The sequence below is a fragment of the Pseudomonas sp. UV AK001 genome (genome assembly GCF_046097675.1).
GTDB classification, from domain to species: Bacteria; Pseudomonadota; Gammaproteobacteria; order Pseudomonadales; family Pseudomonadaceae; genus Aquipseudomonas; species Aquipseudomonas kribbensis.
Window position 1 is genome coordinate 149,762 of sequence record NZ_JBJUVZ010000002.1, and the last position, 16,264, is coordinate 166,025.

The 16,264-nt window shown below is 62.0% G+C and carries 16 protein-coding genes and 1 pseudogene; 4 read left to right on the forward strand and 13 right to left on the reverse strand.

Annotated features, from left to right (window positions below):
* Positions 1-75: 75 nt before the first annotated feature.
* Positions 76-450 (reverse strand): annotated as a pseudogene (locus ACKLNA_RS08660) (DUF6124 family protein); the annotation flags it as partial.
* 587 nt (positions 451-1,037) lie between these two features.
* Between ACKLNA_RS08660 and ACKLNA_RS08665 the strand changes: the two are divergent.
* Entirely contained in the window at positions 1,038-1,421 is a 384-nt protein-coding gene (locus tag ACKLNA_RS08665; RefSeq protein ID WP_096817262.1) for an SCP2 sterol-binding domain-containing protein, read from the forward strand.
* Between the two features lie 71 nt (positions 1,422-1,492).
* Here the strand turns inward: ACKLNA_RS08665 and ACKLNA_RS08670 are convergent, their stop codons facing one another.
* The 6 genes from ACKLNA_RS08670 to exbB all read right to left on the reverse strand — a co-directional run bounded on the left by ACKLNA_RS08670 (position 1,493) and on the right by exbB (position 8,336).
* Positions 1,493-2,893: an aminoacyl-tRNA deacylase and HDOD domain-containing protein gene (locus ACKLNA_RS08670; RefSeq protein ID WP_114886341.1), complete on the reverse strand. Its 1,401-nt coding sequence runs from the start codon at positions 2,891-2,893 to the stop codon at positions 1,493-1,495.
* 79 nt (positions 2,894-2,972) lie between these two features.
* Entirely contained in the window at positions 2,973-5,048 is a 2,076-nt protein-coding gene (gene recG, locus ACKLNA_RS08675) for an ATP-dependent DNA helicase RecG (protein ID WP_011336566.1), read from the reverse strand.
* A 9-nt stretch (positions 5,049-5,057) separates the two neighbouring features.
* A complete protein-coding gene (locus tag ACKLNA_RS08680) occupies positions 5,058-5,987 on the reverse strand; it encodes a hydrogen peroxide-inducible genes activator (RefSeq protein WP_064379831.1) in 930 nt (309 codons plus the stop codon).
* Between the two features lie 175 nt (positions 5,988-6,162).
* Positions 6,163-6,912, reverse strand: coding sequence for an energy transducer TonB (locus tag ACKLNA_RS08685; protein WP_408985637.1), 750 nt, complete (start codon positions 6,910-6,912; stop codon positions 6,163-6,165).
* Entirely contained in the window at positions 6,909-7,337 is a 429-nt protein-coding gene (gene exbD / locus ACKLNA_RS08690) for a TonB system transport protein ExbD (protein WP_408985638.1), read from the reverse strand. Before exbD ends, ACKLNA_RS08685 begins: the two co-directional genes overlap by 4 nt.
* 6 nt (positions 7,338-7,343) lie before the next feature.
* Positions 7,344-8,336 carry a tonB-system energizer ExbB gene (gene exbB, locus ACKLNA_RS08695; RefSeq protein ID WP_408985639.1) on the reverse strand — a complete coding sequence of 331 codons (993 nt, stop codon included), beginning with the start codon at positions 8,334-8,336 and terminating at the stop codon, positions 7,344-7,346.
* A gap of 188 nt (positions 8,337-8,524) precedes the next feature.
* On the opposite strand from exbB, the gene ACKLNA_RS08700 reads away from it, so the two are divergent.
* Positions 8,525-9,382, forward strand: coding sequence for an SDR family oxidoreductase (locus ACKLNA_RS08700; RefSeq protein WP_408985640.1), 858 nt, complete (start codon positions 8,525-8,527; stop codon positions 9,380-9,382).
* 138 nt (positions 9,383-9,520) lie between these two features.
* On the opposite strand, the gene ACKLNA_RS08705 is transcribed toward ACKLNA_RS08700, so the two are convergent.
* The 6 genes from ACKLNA_RS08705 to ACKLNA_RS08730 all read right to left on the reverse strand — a co-directional run bounded on the left by ACKLNA_RS08705 (position 9,521) and on the right by ACKLNA_RS08730 (position 14,831).
* A complete protein-coding gene (locus tag ACKLNA_RS08705) occupies positions 9,521-10,261 on the reverse strand; it encodes a hypothetical protein (protein WP_114886331.1) in 741 nt (246 codons plus the stop codon).
* Between the two features lie 73 nt (positions 10,262-10,334).
* The gene (locus ACKLNA_RS08710; RefSeq protein ID WP_003229509.1) at positions 10,335-10,715 is read right to left on the reverse strand and encodes a RidA family protein; all 381 of its coding nucleotides are present in this window, start codon (positions 10,713-10,715) and stop codon (positions 10,335-10,337) included.
* Between the two features lie 24 nt (positions 10,716-10,739).
* Complete coding sequence (gene spoT / locus ACKLNA_RS08715; protein ID WP_007954439.1) at positions 10,740-12,845, reverse strand: bifunctional GTP diphosphokinase/guanosine-3',5'-bis pyrophosphate 3'-pyrophosphohydrolase; 2,106 nt, start codon at positions 12,843-12,845, stop codon at positions 10,740-10,742.
* Positions 12,846-12,902: 57 nt separating this feature from the next.
* Positions 12,903-13,166, reverse strand: a complete 264-nt coding sequence (rpoZ, locus tag ACKLNA_RS08720) for a DNA-directed RNA polymerase subunit omega (protein WP_003229503.1) — start codon at positions 13,164-13,166, stop codon at positions 12,903-12,905.
* Positions 13,167-13,334: 168 nt separating this feature from the next.
* Positions 13,335-13,955: a guanylate kinase gene (gene gmk / locus ACKLNA_RS08725; protein ID WP_065258181.1), complete on the reverse strand. Its 621-nt coding sequence runs from the start codon at positions 13,953-13,955 to the stop codon at positions 13,335-13,337.
* A gap of 12 nt (positions 13,956-13,967) precedes the next feature.
* Complete coding sequence (locus tag ACKLNA_RS08730; RefSeq protein ID WP_007954440.1) at positions 13,968-14,831, reverse strand: YicC/YloC family endoribonuclease; 864 nt, start codon at positions 14,829-14,831, stop codon at positions 13,968-13,970.
* A gap of 267 nt (positions 14,832-15,098) precedes the next feature.
* On the opposite strand from ACKLNA_RS08730, the gene rph reads away from it, so the two are divergent.
* Both rph and ACKLNA_RS08740 read left to right on the forward strand, forming a co-directional pair.
* Positions 15,099-15,821: a ribonuclease PH gene (gene rph, locus ACKLNA_RS08735; protein WP_085708868.1), complete on the forward strand. Its 723-nt coding sequence runs from the start codon at positions 15,099-15,101 to the stop codon at positions 15,819-15,821.
* Between the two features lie 29 nt (positions 15,822-15,850).
* On the forward strand, positions 15,851-16,219 hold the full coding sequence (locus tag ACKLNA_RS08740) for a DUF4870 domain-containing protein (RefSeq protein WP_085708869.1): 369 nt from the start codon (positions 15,851-15,853) through the stop codon (positions 16,217-16,219).
* Positions 16,220-16,264 lie beyond the last annotated feature (45 nt).

Sequence of the window (16,264 nt, forward strand, 5' to 3'; positions counted from 1 at the left end):
GGTTGCCAGTGGTGATCCCGAAATCATGAGAAAAGGGGACTCAACGTCCCCTTTTTTCCGCCCGCAATTCAGGCACGGCTTGGCCTGATATTCCCGAAACTCAATGTGATCGAGCGTGCCTTCCACCATCAACCGCACGCCGTCCGCCATTCTGCTCAGGCCCAGTGCCATCGAGCGGCGGGGGCCGTCGAGGTCGTCGGCCAGGTTGGCGGCGAAGGCGCTGATGGACAGGAGGTCTTCGGAGGCGTTGGCCATGAGCGCTTCGGCGTCGGCGTTGGGGCAGAGGGCGAACAGGCCACCGAGGCGTTTTGGGCGTGGGGCGCTGGGTTTGAAATGGTGGTCGAGGGCGCGTTCGGCGGCTTCGTGGAGTTTCTTTGAATCGAGAGATTCGTAGGGAGAGGTTTCCGGATTTTCTGGAATTTCGGGGGGATTCGGTGTTGGTTTGATCATTGCGCAGCTTCCTGGAATTGTGAGGCCGACACCCATTCGCTTTGCACTTCGAAATAGGTGGCAGCTGTGCGTTGGTGTGCAAGACCGGTCCAGGTGCCCGGCAGACCCGAAGGTCTCCGACGCACAGCCGCCATAACGATCCGCGAGCATAGGAAAAGGCTCGGCGAAATGCCATTGCAATTGTGCACCTGAACCGGACTTGCACGTCCGAGTCACCGATTTTGCGGCGACACACAGAGGCTATCGACGATGGTCCAGCCTGCCTAGTTCACGGACAGCACCGCAGTTTGAAGGACATTTCCCAAGGATTTGCGGGGTAGAGGATCAAAAGATCGCCGCCCTCGGCAGCTCCTACAGGAATGTGTTTCTTCAGGTGTAGGACGGGGGGAGGGTGTGACGCGGAGCGTCACGGGATGCATTCCCACGCGGAGCGTAGGAACGATCAAGTCCTGAGAGCGAAGTCGTGACTTGGTAGTCATCTTTCAGGAAAAGCCATGCATCGTCTTCTATCCGTGCAAGATAGTGGCGAATCCGTCCGAATCCCTTACACTCCCCCGGCCGTTCATTTTCCTTTTGAGGCTGTGCGCATGAAATTTCGTTTTCTACTGTGGATGCTGGGTCTGTTGATGGGTAAGGCCAGTCGGACAAATCCTGCGTTCCAGCAGCAGTTGGGTGACAAGGATCTGGTGTTTCAGCTGCAGACTCTGGACGGGAAAGTGGCGCGGCATTTCGTGGTGAAGGACCAGCGCATTACCAGCAAGTCCGGGGTGGTGGCGGAACCAGCGTTTGCGATTGCCTTTAAAGACGCGGCGTTCGGGTTTGCCACGATGCAGGCGAAGAACAAGCAACTGGCGTTCATGCAGGGGATTCAGGACAAGTCGATTCAGCTCAAGGGCAACCCGGCGCTGGTGATGTGGTTTCAGGGGTTGATGAAGTATTTGAAGCCGCGGAAGGCCAAGCCGAAGGCTTGAGTCCGGTGTGAACGATCAACAAAAAAGGCCCCACACTCGTGTGAGTGTGGGGCCTTTTTTATGGGCGCAAATCAGGCCTGGCTGAACTGCGAAGCCAGTTCACGCAGCAGCACTTCCGCCTCAAGCACTTTGCTGACCACATCATTGGCCTTGTCGCGAGTCAAACCAACGCGTTCCAGCAGCGCATCCGGAATGTCTTCATCCGGGCCGGATCCGATGCCGCGACTGCGCAGCAGGCGCACGGCCAGGCAGACGAGGTTCGGGTATTCGGCGTAGGCGCCGTCGTAGTTCGGGTCGTGCTGGAAGCGCAGGGCGGTGGCCAGTTCGTCCGGCATGTCCCAGTAGCGCATCAGCCAGGAGCCGATCTGTTCGCGGCTGATGCCCAGCAGGTGTTGCTCGACATAGCTGTGGCACAGGTGCGGGTTGACCTCCAGGTGCCGGCAGATCAGCGAGAAGTGCGGCGGGAACACGTGGGCCAGCAGCAGGTAACCGAAGTTGTGCAGCAGACCGGCGAGGTAGGTCAGGCCGGCTTCCGGGCGCTGGGCGCGCGGCATGGCGCGGGTCAGGCCTTCGATGACGGCGGCGGTGTAGATCGACTGCTGCCAGTACGGCGTGGTGTGTTGCGGATGGTCTTTTGGCAGGCTCAGGGTCTTGCCGAGGGCCAGGCCCAGCGCCAGGTTGATCACCAGATCGAAGCCCAGCACGCGCACGATCGCGTCTTCCACCGAGCGGATCTTGCCCGGCGAGGCGTAGTACGGCGACGCCGCCCAGCTCACCACTTGCGCAGCCAGCGCCGGGTCGGTTTCGACCACGCCGGTGATGTCGTCGATGGTGGCGTTCGGGTCTACGCGCAGCTTGATGATTTTTTGTGCGGTTTCGGCCAGCGGCGGAATCTCGATGGTCGCTTCCAGACGTTGCTGGATGCGCCGCGCGGTGAACGCCTGCACGGCCTGGGTGATTTCCTCGCGGTCATCGTCCGGGCGATCGAGGTTCGGGCGGATGCTGCTCAGGGCTTCGCCGAAGTTGGCGGCACTGGCCTTGGTCAGCATGGTCTTGAAATCTTCGCTGGCGATTTCCAGCAGCAGGCCCGGCTCGCCGGAGTTGATCAGCAACTTCGGCTCGCGCAGCAGGCTTTCTTCGTAGAGGCACGGCGAGCTGGTCAGCGCCGGCAGGCCCGGCAGCAGGCTCAGGCTGTGTTTGCCGAGCATCTTTTCCAGGCGCTCGGTGGACACGGCGGTCAGGCGACGGCCCGTCAGCTCGGCGAGGCGGTTGAGATCCAGCAACTGGCTCTGTGGAAACAGCACCATCAGCGCACCGACGGCGTCGTCCAGCAACACGGCCTGCACTTTGCGCGAGGCGTTGAGGCCGTGGTGGTCGAGCACTTCTTCGTAGGCGACGCCCAGCTTGTTGAGCAGCAGCCGAATAACAGACGGAGCGTGCGGGGATTCGGGGGCGAGAGCAGCTTCGGTCATGGTCTGTATCCGTTTTTGAAACAATTGCTGGAGTATAACCAGCTTGGTTGGAACGAGCTTTGAGAAACTGCGACGGTGCTCACACTTGGCCGTATTGCTGCCCGTGTCGCAGCCATCGGTCGAGCAGCGGGCTGACGTGGGTGGGCCAGCGCTCAAGCAACGCCTGGGCGGCATCGCGCACGGCGGGCAGCAGATCGGCGTCGCGCATCAGGTCGGCGACCTTGAACTGCAGCAGGCCGGTCTGGCGGGTGCCGAGCATTTCGCCGGGGCCGCGCAGTTCGAGGTCTTTTTCGGCGATGACGAAACCGTCGTTGGTTTCGCGCATGATGCCCAGGCGCTGGCGGCCGATCTGCGACAGCGGCGGATGGTAGAGCAGCACGCAATGGCTGACCGCGCTGCCCCGACCGACACGACCACGCAACTGGTGCAGTTGCGCCAGACCGAGGCGCTCGGGGTTTTCGATGATCATCAGGCTGGCGTTGGGCACGTCCACGCCGACTTCGATCACGGTGGTGGCGACCAGCAGTTGCAGGTTGCCGGCCTTGAATTCAGCCATGACGGCGGCTTTCTCGGCGGGCTTCATGCGGCCGTGGATCAGCCCGACCTTCAGCTCGCCAAGGGCGGCGGTCAGGTCCTCGAACGTGGTTTCGGCGGCCTGGCAGGTCAGCTCTTCGGACTCTTCGATCAGCGTGCACACCCAATAGGCCTGACGGCCCTCGGCGCAGGCGCTGCGCACCCGTTCGATGACTTCGACGCGGCGGGTATCGGTGACCAGCACGGTGTTGACCGGGGTTCGACCGGGCGGCAATTCGTCGAGGATCGAGGTGTCGAGGTCGGCGTAGGCGCTCATCGCCAGCGTCCGTGGAATCGGCGTGGCGGTCATGATCAATTGATGCGGACACATCCGCCCGCCGACACCTTTCTGCCGCAGCGCCAGACGTTGCTGCACGCCGAAGCGGTGCTGTTCGTCGATGATCACCAGTGCGAGGTTCTTGAACTGCACTTCGTCCTGGAACAGCGCATGAGTGCCGACCACCATCGGCGTGCCGCTGGCGATCTGTTCCAGCGCGGCGACGCGGTTCTTGCCCTTGAGTTTGCCGGCCAGCCACGCCACGTCGATGCCCAGCGGTTCGAGCCAGCGCTTGAAGGTGATGAAGTGTTGCTCGGCGAGGATCTCGGTCGGCGCCATCAGTGCGACCTGATAACCGGCTTCCAGCGCTTGCAGCGCGGCGAGGGCGGCGACCACGGTTTTGCCCGCGCCAACGTCGCCCTGAATCAGTCGCAGCATCGGTTCGTGCTGACTGAGGTCGTAGGCGATTTCGTTGCCGACTCGTTGCTGGGCTCCGGTCGGGTTGAAGCCGAGGTTGGCCAGGTATTTCGCCGGTAGCTTGGTGGCTTTCGGCATCGCCGGTGCGCGCAGGGAGCGCATGCTTTCGCGCAGGCGCTGCTGCGACAGCTGGTGAGTCAGCAGCTCTTCGAAGGCCAGACGATGCTGGGCCCAGTGATGACCGAGGGCGAGTTCATCGACGTCGGCATCGGCGGGCGGGTTGTGCAGGTAGCGAATCGCGTCGGCCAGCGGCGCCAGTTGATAGTCGCGGGCCAGTTCGGTCGGCAGCCAGTCGGGCAGGGTGGCCGGCTTGAGCAGGGTCAGCGTCTGCATGCACAACTGGCGCAGACGCGCCTGGGTCAGGCCTTCTGTCAGCGGGTAGACCGGGGTCAGGGTTTCATCCACCGGCGGCGGTTCGTCGCCGTTGATGGCGCGGTATTCCGGGTGGTAGATCTCCAGCCCCGAGGCACCGGGCCGGGCTTCGCCGTAGCAGCGAATCCGCGTGCCGCGCTTGAGGCCTTCTTTCTGCGCGTTGCTGAAATGGTAGAAGCGCAGGCTCAGTCCGCCGGTGCCGTCCTGCAAGCGCACGACGAGGCTGCGGCGCCGGCCCATGACCACATCGGCGCCGCTGACGGTGCCTTCGACCACGGCGTCCTGCCCCGGCCGCAGCGCGCCGATCGGCACCACGCGGGTGCGATCCTGATAACGCAGCGGCAGGTGGAACAGCACGTCCTGGAGGTTTTCCAGGCCGACCTTGGCCAGTTTTTCGGCCATGGCTTCACCGACACCCTTGAGTGCGGTGACCGACACCTGCGACAGCTCTGTCATGACGCTGGCTTAACCGGCCGTAACCGGCGCGGCAGGTTTGGCGACCGAGCACAGGCGGATGGAGTCGGCGAGGATCTCGATGGCTTTCGGCCGTGGGAAACTCGCGCGCCAGGCGATAGCCACGGTGCGGAACGGCACCGGTGCCGACAGCGGACGCACTTCGATCACGCCCGGGGCGTAGTGATGGCTGTCCACCGCCGACAGCGGCAGGATCGAAATGCCCAGACCAGACGCGACCATGTGACGAATGGTTTCCAGCGAGCTGGATTCGACCGTGGTGTGCTTGGCGCCGTCGTTGCCCTTGGTCAGGGTCGGGCAGGCTTCCAGCACCTGATCGCGGAAGCAATGGCCTTCGCCGAGCAGCAACAGGCTCTTGTCGTTGAGCAGGGCGGCGTCGATGGATTCTTTCTGGGTCCATGGGTGCTGGGCCGGCATCAGGACGTAGAACGGCTCGTCGTAGAGTGGCAGGGTCAGCACGTCGGCTTCGTTGAACGGCAGGGCGATGATGATCGCGTCCAGCTCGCCGTTGCGCAGTTTGTCGCGCAGCACGTGGGTGAAGTTTTCTTCGATGTACAACGGCATCTGCGGGGCGACCCGGTGCAGTTGCGGAATCAGGTGCGGGAACAGGTACGGGCCGACGGTGTAGATCGCGCCGACTTTCAGCGGGGCGGTCAGCTGGTTCTTGCCGGCCTGGGCCAGCTCACGGATGCCTTGGGCTTGCTCCAGCACTTTCTGCGCCTGGGCGACGATGCCTTCGCCGACCGGGGTCAGGCGCACGGCGCTTTTGCTGCGCTCGAAAATCAGCACACCGAGTTCGTCTTCAAGCTTTTTCACGCCCACCGACAGGGTCGGCTGGCTGACGTGGCAACGCTCGGCCGCGTGGCCGAAATGCTGCTCTTGGGCGAGGGTAACGATGTAGCGTAATTCTGTGAGGGTCATAGCAAGCGTCCATGAAGATGCGGGCCAAGCATACCGGCTGCAATCGATAGACGCACGTTATCAGACTGAGTGATGAATGCGACACCGGGCAATGCCGGTTTGCCGTTGGCAGATATGAGAAAGGCACCTTTCGGTGCCTTTCTGGCGGGATCGAGCCGTGTTCTGACGGTGCAGATCAGCGGCGGCGTTCCAGCGAGTACACAAACGGCGCAACAATTTCGATGGAGCCGTTGTTCAGCATGTCCGCCGGTGGCTTGGGCAGCGGTTGGGCACGGCGGATCATTTCCAGGGTGGCCCGGTCCAGATCGGCATTGCCTGAGCGGTCCACCAGCTCGAATGACAGCACATTGCCGTTGCCGTCGACCACGAAACGCAGACGGTTGGTCCCGGTCTTGTTCCGCGACCTGGCGCTGTCCGGGTACTTCTTGTACTTCTGCAGATGCGCGAGCAGCGTACCCTGCCAGCTGGCCTTGGCCGCCACTTGTGCTGGCGACGGACCCGGTGCCGGTTGGGCGGATTTTTCCGTCGGCGCCTGGGTCTGCTGAGGCTCCGCCGGTTTTTCCTCGGAAGGTTTTTCCTTCACAGGCTCCGGTTTCTTCTCAACCGGTTTTGGCGGTTGCGGCTTTGGCTTGGGTTTTGGCTTCGGCTTGGGTACGGCAATCTCTGCCTTCGGTGCTTCGGCCAGTTTCGGGATCGGCAGTTCTTCGACCGGAGCCGGTGGCTGCGGTGGTGTGACGACTTTCGGCGGTGCAGGCGGTGGCGGGGCCGGAACCGGTGCCAGCTCGACCATCATTGCCTGCGGCGGCAGTTCGATGGGCGGGCGGGCGGTCCAGTTCAGCGCCAGCGCGATGGCCAGCGCGTGAACGCCCAGCACCACGGCCAGGCTACCGCTGTAACGCGTCAGCTTATGGCGCGTCGTGATCATTTCTTGCCTGCGCTCTCGAGGCCGACCAGACCAACCTTCAGGTAACCGGCGCTGCGCAGCTTGTCCATCACGCTCATCAGGTCGCCGTAATCCACGCCTTTGTCGGCCTGGAAGAAGATGGTGGTGTCTTTCTTGCCATGGGTCCTGGCGTCGAGCACGGCGCCGAGGGTTTCGGCATTGACTTCGTCGTCACCGATGTACAGGCGCTGGTCAGCCTTGACGCTGAGGAACACCGGTTTCTCTGGCCGCGGCGCCGGTTTGGCGGTCGAGGCAGGCAGGTCAACCTTGATGTCCACGGTGGCCAGCGGAGCCGCCACCATGAAGATGATCAACAGCACCAGCATCACGTCGATGAACGGCGTGACGTTGATTTCGTGGTTCTCGGCCAGATCGTCGTCTGCGCCTTCTTTCAAATGCAGGCCCATGGCCGATTACCCCACTTTGACCATGTGCGGCTGCGAGCTGCTGCGCTCGGGCTGGTGGTCGAGGTCGCGGCTGACCAGCAACAGGACTTCTGCCGAGGCATCGGACACCTGAGCCTTGTAACCGGCGATGGAGCGGGCGAACACGTTGTAGATCACAACCGCAGGAATCGCAGCGACCAGACCCAGTGCGGTGGCCAGCAGCGCTTCAGCGATGCCCGGGGCCACGACGGCGAGGTTGGTGGTCTGGGTTTTGGCGATGCCGATGAAGCTGTTCATGATGCCCCACACGGTGCCGAACAGGCCGACGAACGGCGCGGTGGAACCGATGGTGGCGAGAACGCCTGCGCCGCTGCTCATGTTGCGGCCACAGGCGGCCACCAGGCGCTCGAGGCGGAAGCTGACGCGTTCCTTGATGCCTTCTTTCTCGCGGGCGTTGGCCGACAGGCGCATCTCTTCGAGGGCGTCGTGGACCAGCAGGTTGGCGAGGGTGCCTTCCTTCGCCGCGGTGGCGCTGGCTTCTTTAAGGGTGGCGGCTTTTTTCAGGGCAGCGATTTCGCCACGCAGACGACGCTTGGCGCCCATCAACTCAAAGCCCTTGGCGATCCAGATGGTCCAGGTGATGATCGAAGCGATGGCCAGACCGATCATCACGATTTTCACGATGATGTCGGCGTTCTGGTACATGCCCCATGGCGACAGGTCGTGGGCCATGCCCAGCGAATTGTCCTGCTCCTGTTGCTCCGCTTCCATCTGCTTTGCCAGATCACCAAGCTTGGCCAGGGACTCTTGTACCTCTGGCGGCAAGGACGAAGTGTCGACGCTGCCGTCAGGGTTGCGCGGCACATCCTGAGCGGCGCTGACCGCTGGCTGAGTGGCGGGCGCGGAAGCATCGGCGAAAGCTGTGACCGGCGCCAGCATCAGGCTGAGGAGCAGGGCAGCCACCGCGCTCCAGGCGCGAGGTCGGTTGGTTGGCGAAGCGGGGGTTTGAATGCGTGTCATGCTGGCCGGACCTGAGGTAGAAAAACGGTGATGCTCTTCCAGGCCTCGTGAGGCCGAGAACAAAAGTGACGTGCATTATTGCAAGTAATTCTTGTTAACAGAAGTAATAGAGTTGCTTTTTTTCCTTCATTGCTAGCCGCTCGTCCCTTGCCGAGGCTAGTCTGTCGCTTTCCGATGGGAGATTTTTGATGTCCGCGCCCTCTGTTTTGATCGCCGGTTGCGGTGATGTCGGCAGCCGTCTGGCCACGCAATTGCTGGCTGCCGGCTTTCAGGTGTATGGCTTGCGCCGCAATGTTTCACGTTTGCCGGAAGGCGTTATCGGTGTGGCCGGTGACTTGTTCAATGAAGATTGCCCCGAGACCTGGCCGGTCGGTGCCGTGGATTACCTGGTGTATTGCGCGGCCGCGACCGAGCACGACGAAGCCGGTTATCGCGCAGCTTATGTGCAGGGTCTGCAGCATGTGCTGGGCTGGCTGGATGATTACGGACAGGTGCCGGATCGGCTGCTGTTCGTTTCCAGCAGCAGTGTCTACGGGCAGCAAGACGGGGAATGGGTGGATGAAAAATCCGAGACCGTTGCCGCTGGTTATTCCGGTCGGGTGATGCTGGAGGCCGAGCAGGTTGCGCTCAACAGCGGCATTCCCGCGAGTATCGTGCGTCTGACCGGCATCTACGGCCCGGGCCGTGAATGGCTGCTGACCCAGGTGCGTCGTGGCTATCGCGTGGCGGTCGATCCGCCGCTGTATGGCAATCGTATCCATGCCGATGACGCGGCGGGCTTGATGGCGTTTCTGCTGGAGGCGGATCGCAAGGGTGTGGCGCTGGATGACGTCTACATCGGCGTGGACGATGCGCCGGCACCGCTGGCCGAAGTCGTTGCGTGGTTGCGCGAGTATCTGGGTGTCACCGAGTGGTCGGAAGACGAAAGCGTGCGTCGCACCGGCAGCAAACGTTGCAGCAATGCCCGGGCGAAGGCGTTGGGCTGGGTGCCGGCGTATCCGAGTTATCGCGAGGGTTACGCCGCGATTCTTGAGGGCAAGTGCTGATTCCCTGGCACCACAAACTACTGTGGGAGCGAGCTTGCTCGCGATGGCGGCATAACAGTCAGCACATATGTTGAATGCTATGGCCTCATCGCGAGCAAGCTCGCTCCCACATGGGATCTCTGTAGCTTCAGAGATGGGTTACTGCTTCTCGAGCAACCACTTGCGTTCACCCGGACTGAACTGCGGTTGTTCATCCGCCAGTGCCGTGTTCACGGCCTGCAGAATTTCAAGCTCCTTGCCCTTGCGAACGAAGATCCAGTTGTTGCCCTGACCGTTCTGCTGCAGCCACATGCTGTCGTTGCCGCTGCTCATCGATGCGCAGTCGCCCGCCAGGCATAAGGCATAGCGGTCGGCACCCGGCAGGCCGGAGACTTGTCCGTCAGCCTGGAATTGCACGGTGGCGCCTTCGCCCTGACCGCTGGCGATGGTCCAGTTGCCGCCCAGGTAGGCCGAATACAGCGCACGTTCGAAGCTGGCGCCGATCGGTGCGCCTTCCGGTACCGGAATCTGCGCGCGATCGAAGAGCTGCTGGGGTTCGTTTTCGCTGGCAGCCTGATGCAACTGGCCGCCGTCGCGTTTCAGCTCGCTGCCGGAGCTGCCGTAGAAGTCGACTTTCCAGGCGCCGGACTGTTCGCCCTGCAGCCGTCCTTCGACGTTCTCGAAACCGTTGGTGAAGCGGGCCTGGCCGGCCTTGGTGTTGATGTCCCATTCCAGGTTCGGGCCGTAGGCCTGAAGCGCTTCACGCAGGGGGCCGCCCTTGGCGGCGGCATCGATGGCGACCTGATTGATCCAGGTGCCGCTGATGTCACGGTCGGCAGGGTTGCTGGCGCAACCGCCGAGGAAAATGGCGAGCAGCGAGAGAGCAAGCGCTTTGCGCATGGTGGAATCCTTTCAAAACCTTTTCTTTACCGCAGAGCAGTCGGCGCGACCTTGAAGGGTCGCGCCGTGCGCATTACTCGATGACCAGAATGGCATCCATTTCAACCTGCGAACCCTTTGGCAGGGCTGCAACGCCGATGGCGGCGCGGGCCGGGTACGGCTGGTCGAAGTACTTGCCCATGATCTCGTTGACCTTGGCGAAGTGGCTCAGGTCGGTGAGGAAGATGTTCAGCTTGACGATGTCCTTGAACGAACCGCCGGCGGCTTCGGCCACGGCTTTCAGGTTCTCGAAGACCTGGACGGTCTGGGCTTCGAAGCCTTCGACCAGTTCCATGGTTTTCGGGTCCAGCGGGATCTGGCCCGACATGTAGACAGTGTTGCCAGCCTTGATCGCCTGGGAGTAAGTGCCGATGGCGGCCGGGGCCTTGTCGCTGGTGATAACGGTCTTGGTCATGTATGACTCCTTGTAATGGTGGGCTCAGGCACGCATGCGGGTGATGCGGATCACCCCGGTCAGTGCGCGCAGTTTCTTGATCACGCGGGCCAGGTGCACACGGTCGTGGACGCTGACCACCAACTGGACGACGCTGATGCGGCCATCGCGCTCGTCCATGCTGATTTTCTCGATATTGCCGTCGGCCGCGTTGACGCTGCTGGCCAGCAGGGCGATCAGGCCGCGCTGGTGTTCCAGCTCGACGCGCAGTTCGACGTTGAATTCGCCGGTGACATCCTTGGCCCACGAGAGCTGGATGCATTTTTCCGGGTTGTGGCGGATTTCGCTGATGTTGCGGCAGTTGTCCAGGTGCACGACCATGCCTTTGCCCGCCGACAGGTGCCCGACAATCGGGTCTCCAGGGATCGGCGTGCAGCATTTGGCGTAACTGAGCACCAGACCTTCGGTACCGCGAATCGCCAGCGGGCCTTCAGGACTTGGCAGTTGCTCGCCTTCGCCGAGCAGGCGGCGTGCGACGACATAGGCCATGCGGTTGCCCAGGCCGATGTCTTCCAGCAAATCTTCGATCAGTTCGAGGCGGTACTCGGTGAGCATCGCCTTCACGCGTTCGGCCGGAATCTGTTCCAGCGCGCTGTCGAAACCGTTGAGCACCTTGTTCAGCAGGCGTTCGCCGAGGCTGATGGATTCGGAGCGGCGTTGCAGTTTCAGTGCGTGGCGGATGTGGGTCCGCGCCTTGCCGGTGACCACGAAGTTGAGCCATGCCGGGTTCGGCCGCGCACCGGGAGCGCTGACGATCTCGACCGTGGAGCCGCTTTGCAGCGGTTCGGACAGCGGCGCGAGACGACGGTTGATCCGGCAGGCGATGCAGCTGTTGCCGACGTCGGTGTGTACCGCGTAGGCGAAGTCGACCGCCGTGGAGCCTTTGGGTAGCTCCATGATCCGGCCTTTGGGCGTGAACACATAGACCTCGTCCGGGAACAGGTCGATCTTCACGCTCTCGATGAACTCCAGCGAGTTGCCGGCACGTTGCTGCATTTCCAGCACGCCTTTGACCCACTGACGGGCGCGGGCATGAGTGCCTTTCGGCTGCTCGTCACCGCTGGATTTGTACAGCCAGTGGGCGGCGATGCCGTTGTTGGCCATCTCTTCCATTTCGCGGGTGCGGATCTGGATCTCGATCGGAACACCGTGCATGCCGAACAGCGTGGTGTGCAGCGACTGATAGCCGTTGGCCTTGGGGATCGCGATGTAATCCTTGAAGCGTCCCGGCAACGGTTTGTACAAATTATGTACAGCACCCAGCACGCGGTAGCAGGTATCGACCTTGTCGACGATGATCCGGAACGCGTAGACGTCCATGATCTCGTTGAAGGCCCGACGCTTGCCGCGCATTTTCTTGTAGATGCCGTAGAGGTGTTTCTGGCGACCGCTGACTTCACCCTGGATGCCGTCGATGGCGAGGCAGTGGCCAAGGGATTCTTCGATCTTGTTGACGATTTCCTTGCGGTTGCCCCGGGCGCGCTTGACCGCCTGGTAGATCCGCGCGGAACGCATCGGGTGCATGGCCTTGAAGCCGAGGTCTTCGAACTCGATGCGGATCGCGTGCATGCCCAGGCGGTTGGCGATGGGTGCGTAGATCTCGAGGGTTTCCTTGGCGATACGCCGGCGTTTTTCGCCGGACAGCACTTCCAGCGTGCGCATGTTGTGCAGGCGGTCAGCGAGCTTGACCAGGATCACGCGAATGTCGCGTGCCATGGCCATGGCCATTTTCTGGAAGTTTTCAGCCTGGGCTTCGGCCTTGGTCTCGAAGTTCATCTGGGTCAGTTTGCTGACCCCGTCGACCAGTTCGGCCACGGTTTCACCGAACTGCGCTTGCAGTGCTTCTTTGGCGATACCGGTGTCTTCGATCACGTCATGCAGCATCGCGGCCATCAGGCTCTGATGGTCCATGTGCATGTCGGCAAGAATGTTTGCCACGGCAAGAGGATGCGTGACATACGCCTCGCCGCTGCGGCGGCGTTGGCCGTCGTGGGCTTGTTCGGCGTAGAAATACGCTCGGCGGACCAGGTTGACCTGGTCGTTGCCGAGGTAGGTCGATAAGCGATCGGCGAGGGCGTCTATGCTCGGCATGATGTCTCCTGCCGTAGGCTGTGATCCCGCGCCGTGCTACGTCGACCAGGCATAGGCTTAGACGGCCTCGTTGGACTCGTCCTCGAACGCAGCGAAGACCGGGTCTTCGTGGACGATTTCCTGCTCGGCGATGAACTCGTAGCTCATCAGGCCTTCCGCGATTTCACGCAGCGCAACTACGGTCGGTTTGTCGTTTTCCCACTGTACCAGGGGCTCTTTGCCGCCGGTGGCCAGTTGACGGGCACGCTTGGTAGAGAGCATGACCAGCTCAAAGCGGTTTTCCACGTGTTCTAGGCAGTCTTCAACGGTTACGCGGGCCATGGTATTCCTCGGAGCGAATGCAATATGCGCGCTGCCCGGTTGGGCGAGCGGACTCAACAGTTTAAAAAATCACCAGCGATTAGGGAAGCGCTGATTTTTTGACCAGACTCTTCAACGCGCTGCAAGCACCAATGTAAAGCCCTTGCAGCGGTTTTGGGAAGTGCTGTTTCAGCCCAGCAATTCAGCCAGCAATTTGCCGAAACGCACCTGCTGGCGTTTCTGTTGCAGCTGATTGGCGCGGAAAATCGCTTTCAGATCGTCCAGCGCGTGGGCGAAATCGTCGTTGATGATCAGGTAGTCGTACTCGACGTAGTGGCTCATTTCGCTGACGGCTTCGCGCATCCGCCCGGCAATGATTTCGTCGCTGTCCTGACCACGGTTGGTCAGGCGCTGGTGCAGGGCCTGCAGCGATGGCGGCAGGATGAAGATCGAACGGGCCTGGGGCATCAGCTTGCGAACCTGCTCGGCGCCTTGCCAGTCGATTTCCAGAATCAGGTCGTGACCTTCGTCCAGGGTCTGCTGCAGGCGGCTTTGCGAGGTGCCGTAGAAGTTGCCGAAGACTTCGGCGCGTTCCAGGAAGTCGCCGTGCTCGCCCATCTTCACGAACTCTTCGCGGGTCACGAAGTGATAGTTCACGCCGTCCACTTCGCCCGGGCGCATGGCGCGGGTGGTGTGGGAAATCGAGACGCGGATTTCCGGGTTGGCGTCGGTCAGGGCCTTGACCAGACTGCTCTTGCCCGCGCCCGAAGGGGCGGAAATGATGTACAGGGTGCCGGTGCTGTGGGTCATGTCGGGGTAGCCTTACTCAATATTCTGCACTTGTTCGCGCATCTGCTCGATCAACACCTTGAGGTTGACCGCCGCCTGAGTGCTGCGCGGGTCGAAGGCCTTGGAGCCCAGTGTGTTGGCTTCGCGATTGAGCTCCTGCATCAGGAAGTCCAGGCGCCGGCCGGCGGCACCACCGGATTTCAGCACCCGGCGAACTTCGATGATGTGGGTGCTCAGGCGATCCAGTTCTTCGGCCACGTCGCTCTTTTGCGCGAGCATGACCATTTCCTGTTCCAGGCGCTGCGGGTCCATCTCGGCCTTCATGTCGGCGAAACGGTCGAGGACTTTCTGGCGCTGGGTGGCGAGCATCTGCGGAACCAGTTCGCGCAGGGTCACCACGTCTTCCTCGATGGAGGTCAGGCGATCGTTGATCAGGCGTGCCAGCTCCGCGCCTTCGCGCTCGCGGCCGGCCTTGAGGTCTTTCAGGCCTTGGTTGAACAGGGCCAGCGCCTCGGCGTTGAGCGCCTGCGGGTCGGTGGCGTCGGCGACCAGTACGCCAGGCCAGGCCAGCACTTCCAGCGGATTCAGCGCCGCCGGGTTCTTGATCAGGCCGGCGACGGTCTCGGCAGCGGCGACCAGTTGTGCAGCGCGCTCGCGGTCCACTTGCAGTGGTTTGCCGGTGCTTTCCTCGGTGAAGCGCAGGGTGCATTCCAGTTTGCCGCGCGACAGGCCCTGACGCAGGGCTTCGCGGACGGCGCCTTCGAGGTCGCGAAACGATTCCGGCAGGCGCAGGTGGGGTTCCAGGTAGCGGCTGTTGACCGAGCGCAGCTCCCAGCTCAGGGTGCCCTGAACGCCGGCTTTTTCGACGCGGGCGAAGGCGGTCATGCTGTGCACCATGGGGTGACCTCGCGATACAGATCGGCGCGAATTGAAGCTTCGCAGCTCGATATCAATGAATTTAAGCCGACTGGCAGCAAAGGCGCAGGATTGTAGCGCAGTGCGGCAGATGCGCCCAAACACACGGTGTGACAAAGGGCTGCAGGCCGTCGGCGAAGCGCGTTTCAGGGCTCTGGATCGACGGCCGGAATTTTTAAGCAGTGCCCAGGCACGGTGCGCAGCTCTATAATGCTCCGCAGTTTTCCGTCCCCAGTACAGGTATCTCCTATGAAACGTCCAAGTGGTCGCGCTGCCGATCAGCTCCGCTCGATCCGCATTACCCGCAACTACACCAAGCACGCCGAAGGGTCGGTACTGGTCGAATTCGGTGATACCAAAGTCATCTGCACCGTCAGCGTCGAAAACGGCGTGCCGCGTTTCCTCAAAGGTCAGGGCCAGGGCTGGCTGACCGCCGAGTACGGCATGCTGCCGCGCGCCACCGGCGAGCGTAATCAGCGTGAAGCGAGCCGTGGCAAGCAGGGCGGCCGCACCCTGGAAATCCAGCGCCTGATCGGCCGTTCCCTGCGCGCCGCGCTGGACATGTCCAAGCTGGGCGACGTCACCCTGTACGTCGACTGCGATGTGATCCAGGCCGACGGCGGCACCCGTACCGCGTCGATCACCGGTGCCATGGTTGCGCTGGTCGATGCCCTGAAAGTCATCAAGAAGCGCGGCGGCCTGAAAGGCGGCGACCCGCTCAAGCAAATGATCGGTGCCGTTTCCGTGGGCATGTACCAGGGCGAGCCGGTGCTGGATCTGGACTATCTTGAAGACTCCGCTGCCGAGACTGACCTGAACGTGGTGATGACCAGCACCGGCGGCTTCATCGAAGTGCAGGGCACTGCCGAAGGCGCGCCGTTCCAGCCTGAAGAGCTGACCGCGATGCTGGAACTGGCCAAGAAAGGCATGAACGAGATCTTCGAACTGCAAACGGCTGCACTGGCCGACTGAGCAGGTTCGTAACCCGCAAGGAGGACGCGATGAGTGATGAGCAAGAGTTGCTGCCCAAGCCGAGCCACGAGGTTCGCCAGTGGGCGATGTTTTGTCACTTGTCCGCCTTGCTGGGGATCTGGGTTCCGTTCGGCACGCTGATCGGGCCGTTGATCCTGTGGCAGATGAAGCGCGAGACGGATCCGTTTATCGATGCCCAGGGCAAGGAAGCGCTGAATTTTCAGATTACCGTGGCGATTGCTTCGATGATCTGCTTCCTGCTGATGGTGCTGATCATCGGGTTCGTGCTGTTCGGCCTGCTCGCGATTGGCGCGCTGGTGTTGACGATCATCGGTGGCGTAAAAGCCAATGAAGGTTTTCCGTACCGTTATCCGTTTACCTGGCGCTTGATCAAGTAGCATCCTGCTGAAAGATAAATGCGGAAATAATCAATTCTGCATGTT

Excerpts from the sequence above, each read along its gene's own strand:
- ACKLNA_RS08665 (WP_096817262.1), top strand. The coding sequence starts at position 1,038 with ATGAAATTTCGTTTTCTACTGTGGATGCTGGGTCTGTTGATGGGTAAG.
- ACKLNA_RS08670 (WP_114886341.1), bottom strand. The coding sequence starts at position 2,893 with ATGACCGAAGCTGCTCTCGCCCCCGAATCCCCGCACGCTCCGTCTGTT.
- recG (WP_011336566.1), bottom strand. The coding sequence starts at position 5,048 with ATGACAGAGCTGTCGCAGGTGTCGGTCACCGCACTCAAGGGTGTCGGT.
- ACKLNA_RS08680 (WP_064379831.1), bottom strand. The coding sequence starts at position 5,987 with ATGACCCTCACAGAATTACGCTACATCGTTACCCTCGCCCAAGAGCAG.
- ACKLNA_RS08685 (WP_408985637.1), bottom strand. The coding sequence starts at position 6,912 with ATGATCACGACGCGCCATAAGCTGACGCGTTACAGCGGTAGCCTGGCC.
- exbD (WP_408985638.1), bottom strand. The coding sequence starts at position 7,337 with ATGGGCCTGCATTTGAAAGAAGGCGCAGACGACGATCTGGCCGAGAAC.
- exbB (WP_408985639.1), bottom strand. The coding sequence starts at position 8,336 with ATGACACGCATTCAAACCCCCGCTTCGCCAACCAACCGACCTCGCGCC.
- ACKLNA_RS08700 (WP_408985640.1), top strand. The coding sequence starts at position 8,525 with ATGTCCGCGCCCTCTGTTTTGATCGCCGGTTGCGGTGATGTCGGCAGC.
- ACKLNA_RS08705 (WP_114886331.1), bottom strand. The coding sequence starts at position 10,261 with ATGCGCAAAGCGCTTGCTCTCTCGCTGCTCGCCATTTTCCTCGGCGGT.
- ACKLNA_RS08710 (WP_003229509.1), bottom strand. The coding sequence starts at position 10,715 with ATGACCAAGACCGTTATCACCAGCGACAAGGCCCCGGCCGCCATCGGC.
- spoT (WP_007954439.1), bottom strand. The coding sequence starts at position 12,845 with ATGCCGAGCATAGACGCCCTCGCCGATCGCTTATCGACCTACCTCGGC.
- rpoZ (WP_003229503.1), bottom strand. The coding sequence starts at position 13,166 with ATGGCCCGCGTAACCGTTGAAGACTGCCTAGAACACGTGGAAAACCGC.
- gmk (WP_065258181.1), bottom strand. The coding sequence starts at position 13,955 with ATGACCCACAGCACCGGCACCCTGTACATCATTTCCGCCCCTTCGGGC.
- ACKLNA_RS08730 (WP_007954440.1), bottom strand. The coding sequence starts at position 14,831 with ATGGTGCACAGCATGACCGCCTTCGCCCGCGTCGAAAAAGCCGGCGTT.
- rph (WP_085708868.1), top strand. The coding sequence starts at position 15,099 with ATGAAACGTCCAAGTGGTCGCGCTGCCGATCAGCTCCGCTCGATCCGC.
- ACKLNA_RS08740 (WP_085708869.1), top strand. The coding sequence starts at position 15,851 with ATGAGTGATGAGCAAGAGTTGCTGCCCAAGCCGAGCCACGAGGTTCGC.